Origin of the sequence: Xanthomonas cannabis (genome assembly GCF_040616535.1) — a bacterium.
GTDB lineage: Bacteria > Pseudomonadota > Gammaproteobacteria > Xanthomonadales > Xanthomonadaceae > Xanthomonas > Xanthomonas cannabis.
In genome coordinates this window covers 1074111-1085180 of the sequence record NZ_CP136580.1, presented here as the reverse complement: position 1 = coordinate 1085180, position 11070 = coordinate 1074111, and the positions used below count along the sequence as shown (strand labels likewise).

Annotated in this window: 12 protein-coding genes; 11 read left to right on the top strand and 1 reads right to left on the bottom strand. The window is 66.9% G+C overall.

From position 1 onward, the window contains the following. Positions 1–3 precede the first annotated feature (3 nt). The 11 genes from pdxA to RZV17_RS04445 all read left to right on the top strand — a co-directional run bounded on the left by pdxA (position 4) and on the right by RZV17_RS04445 (position 10372). Entirely contained in the window at positions 4–975 is a 972-nt protein-coding gene (pdxA, locus tag RZV17_RS04495) for a 4-hydroxythreonine-4-phosphate dehydrogenase PdxA (RefSeq protein WP_355607581.1), read from the top strand. Between the two features lie 115 nt (positions 976–1090). Beyond that, the gene (gene rsmA, locus RZV17_RS04490) at positions 1091–1879 is read left to right on the top strand and encodes a 16S rRNA (adenine(1518)-N(6)/adenine(1519)-N(6))-dimethyltransferase RsmA (RefSeq protein WP_355607578.1); all 789 of its coding nucleotides are present in this window, start codon (positions 1091–1093) and stop codon (positions 1877–1879) included. Between the two features lie 36 nt (positions 1880–1915). Next, entirely contained in the window at positions 1916–2299 is a 384-nt protein-coding gene (apaG, locus tag RZV17_RS04485) for a Co2+/Mg2+ efflux protein ApaG (RefSeq protein WP_039413027.1), read from the top strand. A 28-nt stretch (positions 2300–2327) separates the two neighbouring features. Continuing rightward, positions 2328–3320, top strand: a complete 993-nt coding sequence (locus RZV17_RS04480) for a symmetrical bis(5'-nucleosyl)-tetraphosphatase (protein WP_104580915.1) — start codon at positions 2328–2330, stop codon at positions 3318–3320. A 905-nt stretch (positions 3321–4225) separates the two neighbouring features. Beyond that, the gene (gene msuE, locus RZV17_RS04475) at positions 4226–4789 is read left to right on the top strand and encodes an FMN reductase (RefSeq protein WP_355607574.1); all 564 of its coding nucleotides are present in this window, start codon (positions 4226–4228) and stop codon (positions 4787–4789) included. An 88-nt stretch (positions 4790–4877) separates the two neighbouring features. Next, positions 4878–6041 (top strand): FMNH2-dependent alkanesulfonate monooxygenase, encoded by a 1164-nt coding sequence (gene ssuD / locus RZV17_RS04470; RefSeq protein WP_166743950.1) that lies wholly within the window; start codon positions 4878–4880, stop codon positions 6039–6041. An 11-nt stretch (positions 6042–6052) separates the two neighbouring features. After that, positions 6053–7057 carry an aliphatic sulfonate ABC transporter substrate-binding protein gene (locus RZV17_RS04465; RefSeq protein ID WP_166743949.1) on the top strand — a complete coding sequence of 335 codons (1005 nt, stop codon included), beginning with the start codon at positions 6053–6055 and terminating at the stop codon, positions 7055–7057. A gap of 8 nt (positions 7058–7065) precedes the next feature. After that, the gene (locus RZV17_RS04460) at positions 7066–7917 is read left to right on the top strand and encodes an ABC transporter permease (protein WP_166743948.1); all 852 of its coding nucleotides are present in this window, start codon (positions 7066–7068) and stop codon (positions 7915–7917) included. After that, complete coding sequence (locus RZV17_RS04455; RefSeq protein ID WP_166743947.1) at positions 7914–8669, top strand: ABC transporter ATP-binding protein; 756 nt, start codon at positions 7914–7916, stop codon at positions 8667–8669. Before RZV17_RS04460 ends, RZV17_RS04455 begins: the two co-directional genes overlap by 4 nt. A gap of 115 nt (positions 8670–8784) precedes the next feature. After that, entirely contained in the window at positions 8785–9972 is a 1188-nt protein-coding gene (locus RZV17_RS04450; RefSeq protein WP_355607569.1) for an acyl-CoA dehydrogenase family protein, read from the top strand. Positions 9973–10066: 94 nt separating this feature from the next. After that, positions 10067–10372 (top strand): hypothetical protein, encoded by a 306-nt coding sequence (locus tag RZV17_RS04445; RefSeq protein WP_355607566.1) that lies wholly within the window; start codon positions 10067–10069, stop codon positions 10370–10372. A 95-nt stretch (positions 10373–10467) separates the two neighbouring features. Here the strand turns inward: RZV17_RS04445 and RZV17_RS04440 are convergent, their stop codons facing one another. Beyond that, the gene (locus tag RZV17_RS04440; protein WP_355609183.1) at positions 10468–10956 is read right to left on the bottom strand and encodes a dihydrofolate reductase; all 489 of its coding nucleotides are present in this window, start codon (positions 10954–10956) and stop codon (positions 10468–10470) included. Positions 10957–11070: the final 114 nt, after the last annotated feature.

Sequence of the window (11070 nt, the reverse complement as noted above, 5' to 3'; positions counted from 1 at the left end):
CCGATGGGGGTCCCCTCGCTCGCGCTGGTGCCGGGCGAGCCGGCCGGGGTCGGGCCGGAACTGTGTGTGCGGCTCGCCCAACGGCCACGCACGGATGCTCACCTGATCGCCTACGCCGATCCTGACACCCTGCACAGCGCCGCACAGGCGCTGTCGCTGTGTGTGCGCCTGCTCGATCCGGACCAGCCGGCGCGTCGCCCCGGCGACCTGCCGTTGTTTCCGGTTCGACAGGCGGTGCCGACCCGCTTCGGCCACGCCGATCCCGCCAATGCCGCCGCGGTGATTGCCGCCCTGCGCACGGCCGCCGGCGACTGTCTAGCCGGGCGCCTGCAAGGCATCGTGACCGGCCCGGTGCACAAGGCGGTCATCAACGCTGGCGGCATCGCCTATACCGGCACCACTGAATTGCTGGCCGAACAGGCCGGCTGCCCGGTGGTGATGATGCTGGCCAACAGCATCGTGCGCGTAGCGCTGGTGACCACGCACCTGCCGCTACGCGCGGTCGCCGATGCGATCAGCGCCGACGCGCTGGTGCAGTGCCTGCGCATCACCCATACCGCCTTGCAGCGCGACTTCGGCCTGCCGACGCCGCGTATTGCCGTGCTCGGCCTCAACCCGCATGCGGGCGAGGACGGCCACCTGGGCCGCGAGGAACTGGATGTGATCATTCCGGTTCTGCAGCAGCTGCGCGGCGAGGGCCTGCAGCTGATCGGGCCATTGCCGGCAGACACTGCCTTCCTGCCGCAAAAACTGAGCGGCTTCGACGCGGTGGTGGCGATGTACCACGACCAGGGCCTGCCGGTGCTGAAGTACAGCGGTTTCGAGCAGGCGGTGAACATCACCCTGGGCCTGCCCTACCCGCGCGTGGCGGTGGATCACGGCACCGCGCTGGAACTGGCCGGACGCGGCACCGCCGACCCGTCCAGCCTGATGGCCGCCACGGCGTTGTGCGCGCGGCTGGCGGCGCGCGGCTGAGCCACCATCCCGGCAGGACATTGCGAAGCTGCGTGCGCGTCACTGGCCGTGGCGGCACACGCCGCGCACGTCGCACCACACGGCGTGCAGCCGCCGGCTCCGTTAAACTGCGCAGATGAATTCTTCCTTCAGCGCACCGGCCAAGAAGTCGCTTGGCCAGCACTTTCTTGCCGACCGGTATTACATCGACCGAATCGTGCAGGCGGTGGGCCCGCGCGCCGGCCAGCATCTGGTCGAAATCGGCCCCGGTCAGGGCGCCATCACCTTCCCGCTGCTACGCACCCATGGCGCGTTGACCGTGATCGAGTTCGATCGCGACCTGATCGCTCCATTGACCGACGCTGCACCGCCGATCGGCGCGCTGAGCATCATTCATCGCGACGTGCTCAGCGTGGATTTCACCGCACTGGCCGACGGCACGCCGATCCGCCTGGTCGGCAACCTGCCCTACAACATTTCCTCGCCGATCCTGTTTCATGCGCTGGACCATGCCGCGGCCGTGGCCGACATGCATTTCATGCTGCAGAAGGAAGTGGTCGACCGCATGGCGGCCGGTCCCGGCAGCAAGGTCTATGGCCGGCTGAGCGTGATGCTGCAGGCGTACTGCGAGGTCACCGCGTTGTTCGTGGTGCCCCCAGGCGCGTTCCGGCCGCCGCCGAAGGTGGACTCGGCCGTGGTGCGGCTGGTGCCGCGCGACCCGGCCACGGTGCAGATCAAGGACCGCCGCCGCTTCGCCGATGTGGTGCGCGCCGGTTTCGGGCAGCGCCGCAAGACCCTGCGCAATGCCTTGTCCAATGTGTGCGAACCAGCGCATTTCGAGGCCGCCGGCGTGCGTCCGGATGCCCGCGCCGAGCAGCTCGAGGTCGCCGATTTCATCCGGCTGGCCAATGTCGAGCTGGCTTGAGCACCGCTCCCACAGTGGTTTATTTAGACTTTTCCCATGCACGATGATCCACGCTATCGGGTCGAGGTCGAGGTCTCGCCGCGCTTCCTCGCCCACCAATCGACCCCGGAAGAAGGCCGTTACGCCTTCGCCTACAGCATCCGTATCCAGAATGCGGGCGCGGTGCCTGCGCGCCTGGTGGCGCGCCACTGGAAGATCACCGATGCCAACGGTCGCACCGAACAGGTCGATGGCGAAGGCGTGGTCGGCGAACAACCCTGGCTGCGTCCCGGCGAAGCCTTCCAGTACACCTCCGGGGTGTTGCTGGAAACCGAACAGGGCCAGATGCAGGGCCACTACGACATGGTGGCCGACGATGGCACCGAATTCACCGCCCCGATCGCCGCCTTCGTGCTGAGCGTACCCAGGACGCTGCACTGATGACTGCTGGATTGATGGAGCGCGCGCGATGAGCGTCTGGGCAATTGGCGACCTGCAGGGGTGTTACGACATCACCCAGCGCCTGCTGGAAAAGGTGAACTTCGACCCGGCGCGGGACACGCTGTGGTTCTGCGGCGACCTGGTCAACCGTGGCGGGCAATCGCTGGAGACGTTGCGCCTGGTGCATTCGCTGCGCGCGCATAGCGTGGTGGTGCTGGGCAATCACGACCTCTCGCTGCTGGCGATCGGTGCACGCTCGGAAGAGGAGCAGCGCAAGGTCAACCCGGACCTGCAGCGCATCGTGCTGGCCGAGGACCGCGACGTGCTGCTGGACTGGCTGCGCATGCAGAAGCTGGCGCATGTGGATCGCGAGCTGGGCTGGATGATGATCCATGCCGGGCTGGCCCCGAAGTGGACCACCCAGATGGCCGAGAAACATGCCCGCGAAGTCGAGCAGCAGTTGCAGGGCGGCGGTTATCGCAAGCTGTTGCGCAACATGTACGGCGATCAGCCCGGCTGGTCGCCGGGGCTGAGCGGCTATGAGCGCAGCCGCGCGATCATCAACCTGTTCACGCGCATGCGCTATTGCACCCCGCGCGGGCGGATCGCCACCGACGACAAGGGCACGCCGGGCACCCAGGCGCAGGGCCTGTATCCCTGGTTCGAAGTGCCCGGCCGGGTCGAACGCGATCTGAAGATCGTCTGCGGGCATTGGTCGGCGCTGGGCCTGACGATCACCCAGGGCGTGCACGCCATCGATACCGGCGCGGTGTGGGGCGGCAAGCTCACCGCCCTGCAGCTGGACACCGACGAACTACGCGTCGTGCAGGTCCCCGGGCGCGAAGTCCCCACTCCGGCAGCACCGGCAGCGCATGCGCCGCGGCGCCCGCGCGAAGGCCAGGGCCGCCAGCGCGGGCGTGGCCGTGGACGGGGCCATGGCAATGGCGGTGGCGGTGGCGCGAACACGGGGGCCGACAACACAACGGCGCCCAACCGGCCGGCCACACCGGCGACGGAATGATCCGCCAGCGAGGCGTGCGGCACGACGCGCGTCTGGCTGACTATCGCAAGGTCGCGCGATGCGCGCCGCATGCAGCAGCGTGCGGCCTGTGACTCAGGACGCACGCTTCGCGTGCGTAGCATTCCGACGTTTCGATGCGCGGAAGAACGTAAGGGTCACCAGGCTTGCGCCTAGATCTGGTTCAGGTTCTAGGCCGGCATCAATTGCTGATGTCCCGCGTGCCGGAACCTTGAGGCAATCGCGTCATTGCAGCTCTGCCGCAGACTGCGCCGACCGAGTAAATGGTCATGCCATTGCGGCACTCGCATGGCGGCTGTAGCGGATGACGCAGCCAGGTCCTTCGCTGGGTGAGGCGCGAACGATCGTGCCGGCACTACGTGCAGCGCCGCGATATGCGGCGCCATCACTCCGTGCGAATCGCAACACATCACGCCTCATGGTTTGAATAGAACACTATTCGCTTTGCATCTCTGTTTCGAATTTCTCTCTGGCTGGCTGGATGGCATTTCCAACGATCGGGCCTGCAACCGTCTGCGGTTATTCATCGAGTGATATCCAACACACTGCTGCGGAGATGTTTTTCCACAAACAGTTATGACGCGCTTATTTCCTGACGCACTTTCCTGATGCATCGAGAGGTATGAGGAAACGCGCGCGAAACAGCGCGATTCCGTTGAGTCGTGCACTTTTTCATCACGTCATTCTCAAACCTCCTAAGCCATCGGGCATTTACAGGCGCCAAGGCATTGCCATCGCTTGGGTCCGGCAGGCAGATTGAAATCGCTGGCTGCTTGCGCACGCACAGTGGCAACGCAGCACATTCTGCCTCCATCGCAACAGTGGGGCTGCCGGGACGGGATACCGCTTTGCCGTGACCTGGGCCGCCGCACCATAGGAACCTTTGCATGCGCACTCCGTTGAATGTTGTCGCTGTCTCCGGCAGCTCGGCCCGTCCGTCGCGCAGCCTTGCGCTGACCGAGGCGACCCTGGCCGCACTGGCCCAACGCATTGCGATCAAGCCCAGCATCGTGCACCTGGGCGATATCGCCCGGCCGCTGGGTGCAGCACTGTGGCGCAACGAACTGGACGAGCACACCGAACACGCACTGCGCCAGATCGAGGCCGCGGATCTGTTGCTGGTGGTCGCACCGGTATATCGCGGTTCCTATCCAGGGCTGCTGAAGCATCTGTTCGATCTCATCGACATCAGCGCCTTGATCGATACGCCCGTCCTGCTCGCCGCCACCGGCGGCAGTGAGCGGCATGCGCTGGTGATCGACCACCAGCTGCGCCCGTTGTTCGCCTTCTTCCAGGCACTGGCCCTGCCGGTCGGCATCTATGCCGCCGAAGCGGATTTTCAAGATTACCGGGTGAGCAATCCGGCGCTGCGTGAGCGCATCGCGCTGGCCGCAGAACGTGCCGCCGGCGTGCTTGGTGCGCGACCGGATGCGCTATTGCGTATTGCCTGAACCAGTCGCCAGCGGTGTGCACCGCCTGAGCGGCACGCGCGCTGAAACGCAGGAAGCGCTCAACCGATCCACGCCTGAGGACACCACGATGCAGATGTTCTGGTTCATCCCCACCCACGGCGACAGCCGCTATCTGGGCACCAGCGACGGCGCACGCCAGGTCAGTGCCGAGTACGTCACCCAGGTGGCGGTCGCTGCCGACACGCTGGGCTACGAAGGTGTGCTGATTCCCACCGGGCGCTCGTGCGAGGACCCGTGGGTGATTGCCTCCAGCCTGATCAATGCCACGCGTCGGTTGAAGTTCCTGGTCGCGCTGCGCCCGGGGTTGATGGCACCGGCGCTGGCCGCGCGCACGGCGGCCAGCTTCGACCGGCTCTCCGGTGGGCGCTTGCTGGTGAATCTGGTCACCGGTGGCGACCGCGGCGAGCTGGAAGGCGATGGCGTGTTCCTGGACCACGCCGAACGTTACGAAGCCTCAGCCGAATTCATCCGGATCTGGCGCGAGATCATCGCCCACAGCCACACCGGCGAGAGCTACGACTTCGATGGCAAACACCTGCAGGTCAAGGCGGCCAAGCTGCTGTATCCCACGGTGCAGACGCCGTATCCGCCGGTCTGGTTCGGTGGCTCGTCCGATGCCGCGCACGATCTGGCGGCCGAGCAGGTGGATACCTACCTGACCTGGGGCGAGCCGCCGGAAGCGGTGGCGGAAAAGATCGCCTCGGTGCGCAGCAAGGCCGCTGCGCTCGGGCGCACGCTCACCTTCGGCATCCGCCTGCACGTGATCGTGCGCGAAACCGACGAGGCAGCATGGGCGGCGGCGGAATCGCTGATCAGTCATCTCGACGACGAAACCGTGGAGCGCGCGCAGAGTGCGTTTGCGCGCATGGATTCGGTGGGCCAGCGACGCATGGCTGCACTGCACGGCCGCGGTCAGCGCCGGACACGCGCCGATCTGGAAGTCAGTCCCAACCTGTGGGCCGGCGTCGGCCTGGTGCGCGGCGGTGCCGGCACCGCGCTGGTGGGCGACCCGCAGACCGTGGCCAGGCGGATCGAGGAATACGCCGCGCTCGGCATCGACACCTTCATCTTCTCGGGCTACCCGCATCTGGAAGAGGCCTACCGTTTCGCCGAGCTGGTATTCCCGCTGCTGCCGCGCGCGGTCAAACAAAAACTTCCTGGCCAGGCACTGAGCGGGCCCTTCGGCGAAGTCATCGCCAACACCATCGTGCCACGCGCTTCGGCGCGCTGACTGGAGCCCTCATGAAGCGTCGCAACCTGCTCAAACTCGGAACTCTCGCCGGCGTCGCGCTCGGCAGTTCGCCGCTGTTGCCGCGCGCCGCATTCGCGCAAGCCAAGCCCGCAGTTCCCAAGCAACTGCGCCTGGACTATGCCTATTACTCGCCCACTTCGCTGGTGCTCAAGCACTTCGGTTGGCTGGAACAAGCGCTTAAGGCGCAGGACACCGAGGTGACCTGGGTGCTGTCGGCCGGCAGCAACCGCGCACTCGAATACCTGGCCGGCAACAGCATCGATTTCGCCAGCACCGCTGGCCTGGCCGCCTTGCTGGCGCGCGCCAACGGCAATCCGGTCAAGGCGGTCTACGTCTATTCCCGGCCGGAGTGGGTTGCACTGGCCGTCGGCAAGCGTTCGCCGATCCAGCGCGTGGCCGAGCTCAAAGGCAAGCGGATCGCGGCAACCAAGGGCACCGATGCCTATCTCTTCCTGCTGCGTGCGCTCCGCCAGGCGGGGCTGGACAAGAACGCGGTGAACATCGTCCATCTGCAGCATGCCGATGGCCGTACCGCGCTGGAGCGTGGCGATGTGGACGCCTGGTCGGGCCTGGATCCGCACCTGGCGGCCAGCCAGATCGAAGCCGGCTCACGCTTGATCTACCGTAACGTGGCCTTCAATTCGTACGGTTTCCTGAACACCAGCGAGGCGTTTGCTGCGGCCTACCCGGCGCAGATTCCGCTGGTGCTGCAGGCCTATGAAAAGGCGCGCCGCTGGGCCATCGAGCATCCCGACGCGCTGGTCGGCCTGATCGCCGAGGAGGCCCGCGTCTCGCTGCCGGTGGCCAAGCTACAGCTGCAGCGCAACGACTTCAGTCGTCCGCTGATCGGCGCCGAGCAACATGCCGCCTTGCAGAGCGCTGCGCCGATCCTGCTCGAAGAAGGTCTGGTCCGGCCCGGCACCGATCTGAGCAAGGTGCTGGCCACGCTGATCGATGCCAGCTACGCCAAACGCGCACACGTGGCGCAGGGCTGAGCGCGGCCATGAACGAGACCTCCTTGCGCGTTTCCCGCACGCTGGCCGGCACGCCATCGCGGCCGCGACTCAGGCTGCCGGCCAGCAGCCTTGGCTGGCTCCTGCCGCTCAGCTTCTTCGCCGCTATTGAATTGGCCGCTGCGTTCGGCTGGACGCCGCGCTACCTGCTGCCGCCGCCAAGCCAGATCCTGAGCACGCTCGCCGACGAGGCGGGCCGTGGCTTGGCCAGTCATATCGGCGCCAGCGTGTTGCGCGTGCTGGCGGGCTTCACGATCGGCGCCGGACTCGGCGTGCTGGTCGGCGTGGGGGTGGGCTTGAGCCGCTGGCTGGAACGCCTGCTCGACCCCAGCTTCCAGGCGTTGCGCGCGGTGCCCAGCCTGGCCTGGGTGCCGTTGCTGCTGCTGTGGATGGGGATCGACGAAGCACCCAAGATCACCCTGATCGCCATCGGCGCGTTTTTCCCGGTGTATCTGGGCGTGGTAACCGGGCTGCGCCAGGTCGACCGCACGCTGGTGGAACTTGGCGAAAGCTACGGACTGTCCAAGCTGCGGCTGGTACGGAGGATCCTGCTTCCGGCCGCGCTGCCATCGATCTTCACCGGGCTGCGCACCAGCCTGAGCCTGGCCTGGATGTTTCTGGTCGCCGCCGAACTGATCGCCGCCACGCGGGGGCTGGGCTATCTGCTGAGCGATGGACGCGAAACCTCGCGCCCGGACATCGTAATCGGTGCCATCGTGTTGCTGGCACTGCTCGGCAAACTCAGCGACGGCGCGCTCAAGGCGATCGAGACGCGCACGCTGCACTGGCGCGACAACCTGCAGAACAGCCACGCCCACCTGCGCGCGGCACACGACGCATGAGTGCCGGCCTGCAGATCCGGATTGCGGCCAAGCGCTTCGGCCAGCGCAGCGTTCTGCAGGATATCGACCTGCGCGTGGCACCCGGCCAGATCCTGAGCCTGATCGGCGCCAGCGGCTGCGGCAAAAGCACCTTGCTGCGCATCGTGTCCGGCCTGGAACGCGATTACACCGGCGAGGTGGTGCTGGACGGCGTGCGCGTGCAGGGCGCCGACCGCCGCATCGGCTTCATCTTCCAGGAACCACGTCTGTTGCCCTGGCTGGATGTGGCCGCCAATGTCGCCTTCGCCGACGACACTGGGCTGTCGCCAGCCGCTGCACGGCAATCGCCGCGTGTGCAGCAATTACTGGCCGAGGTCGGCCTGCTCGACCACGCAACCGCCTTACCCAAGCAGTTGTCCGGCGGCCAGGCGCAGCGGGTGGCACTGGCGCGCGGGCTGTATCGGCAGCCGCAGGTACTGTTGCTGGACGAGCCCTTCAGCGCGGTGGATGCCTTCACCCGCATCAAGCTGCAGGACCTGCTGCTGCGGCTGGCCCACGAGCACGGCTTCACCGTGTTGCTGGTGACCCACGATATCGAGGAGGCCGCCTATCTGAGCGACCGCGCCATCGTCATCGGCGGTCACCCCGGGTCGATCGTGCAGACGCAGGTGCTGGACACACCGCGTCCGCGCCACCGCCAGGACCATGCGCCAGCGCTACATCAGGCGCGGCAGGCACTGCTGGCCGCGCTGCACGACATCCACGTGCTGTAGCCGCTGGCCCGTCCTCAGGTGCATCCGTCGCTGCTGGGCAGTGACCGCATGCGCTGCCGAATCGATTGCCAGCCCCGCCACGGCTCACCCTTTACGTCTTGAACGAGATCCCCGCATGACCGACCGCCGACCGCAACCGACCCTGCTCGATCCGCTGCACACCGCGCGGCGCCTGGCGAGCGAGTTTGCCGCCACGGCAGTCGAACGCGATGCACGTGGCGGCACGCCCAAGGCCGAGCGCGATGCGCTACGCGCCAGCGGGCTGCTCGGCCTGAGCATCCCGGTGCAGTATGGCGGGCTGGGCGCCAGCTGGAGCGAGGTGCTGACGGTCGTGCGCGAGTTCGCCCGGGTCGATAGTTCGATCGCGCATGTGTTCGGCTTCCACCACCTGATGCTGGCCACCGTGCGCCTGTTCGGCCAGCAGGCGCAGTGGCAGCCCTGGCTGGAGCAGACCGCGCGCAAACACTGGTTCTGGGGCAACGCGCTCAACCCGCTGGATACGCGCACAGTGGCTGCGCAATGCGATGGCTGGCGCGAGTTTTCCGGCAGGAAGAGTTTCTGTTCCGGCGCCATCGATTCGCAGATGCTGATCGCCTCGGCGCTGGACGAACGCAGCGGCAAGCTGTTGATCGGTGCGATTCCTACCGCGCGCAGCGGCATTACGCTGGGTCACGACTGGGACAACATCGGCCAGCGCCAGACCGACAGCGGCAGCACCACCTTCGAGCGTGTGCGCGTGGAAGAGAACGAACTGCTGCTGGATCCCGGCCCCTTGAGTACGCCGTTTGCGTGTCTGCGCCCGTTGCTCGCGCAGCTGATGTTTGCGCATGTCTTCCTCGGCATCACCGAAGGCGCGTTCGAGGAGGCACGCCGCTATACCTTGACCGAAACGCGGCCGTGGCATCGCTCCGGGGTGGAGCAGGCCAGCGACGATCCGTACATCCTGGCCCATTACGGCGACTTCTGGCTGGGCCTGGAAAGCGCCCGCCTGCTGGCCGGGCGGGCTGCCGAATTGCTCGACGCCGCCTGGCGCAAGGAGCATGCGCTGGGCCGCGAAGAACGCGCACAGGTCGCCGTGGCGGTGGCCGCCGCAAAGGTCGCCAGCACGCGTGTCGGGCTGGAGGTGTGCAGCAAACTGTTCGACGTGACCGGCGCGCGTGCCACGCATGCGGCACTGCGGCTGGACCGCTACTGGCGCAACCTGCGCACCCAGACCTTGCACGACCCGGTCGACTACAAGGTGCGCGAGCTCGGTGAGTGGGCACTGCGGCAACAGGCGCCCACCCCGAGCTTCTATTCCTGAGCCGCCGATGCTGCGCTGATGGCGTGATCTGCTGCACGCAATCGCGCGTATCGCGCAACGCACGTTCGCCCCCGTCATCCACCACGCCTTGCTGATGCACCGCGACGGCGTGGTCCGCGCCGAGGACATCCAGCTGCCGCCACAGCGCCTGCCCTCCCGTCTCGGTGACGAGCTGCCCACGGATGGCCAGGCGCTGCTTGCACGGGCCTTTGCCAGACTGTTCGAGACAGGCGACGCCGCATTGCACGCAACGGTCGAAGAGCAGCTGTTCCGTGCGGCCTATCGGCACTGCGACCAGAATCAGGTCAGGACAGCTGCACTGTTGGGAGTCAGCCGCAACGTCGTGCGTGCACGGCTGATCGCGCGGGGCGAACTGGTCGTTAACACGCGCTCCGGCTGAGGTGCGCCTGCCCGGCGCAGGATGACGGTGCCGAGCCACCGGCACGGCTGAGCGCGCATGCTGCAACAGCAAGGTCGCAGCGCAACGGCCAAGGCTCAGCGGCGCCGGTAGTCCACGTACTCGAACGCAAACGCATGGCGCTCGTCGGCCGCATGCGCCTGGCGCTGTACCGGTTCCCACACGGCGGGATCGATCGGCGGGAAATGCGTGTCGGCGCCGGCGACCACGGTATCCACTTCGGTCACTGCCAGCAGATCGGCATGTTCCAAGGTCAGCCGATACACCTCCCCGCCACCGATCACGCACAGCGCCTGCGCGCCCTCATGCGCGGCACGTTCGATGGCCTGCTCCACCGATGCCACCGCCTGCATGCCCTCGAACGGCACCTGCCCCGAGCGCGTCAGCACCAGGTTCAACCGCCCCGGCAGCGCACGTCCCAGCGACTGCGCCGTCTTGCGCCCCATCAGGATCGGCTTGCCCAACGTCAGCGCCTTGAAACGCTTGAGGTCATCGGGCAATTTCCACGGCAGGTCGTTGTCGCGGCCAATGGCGTTGTTGCGGTCGAGGGCGACGATCAGCGAAATGCGCGGATGGGACGCCCGTGACCCGGGACCCGGGACCCGGGACCCGGAAAGCGAGGTGCCGCCCAATGCCGGGTCCGCCGCATCCGTAACGTTCGCAGCACTGCCGGTCGTTGC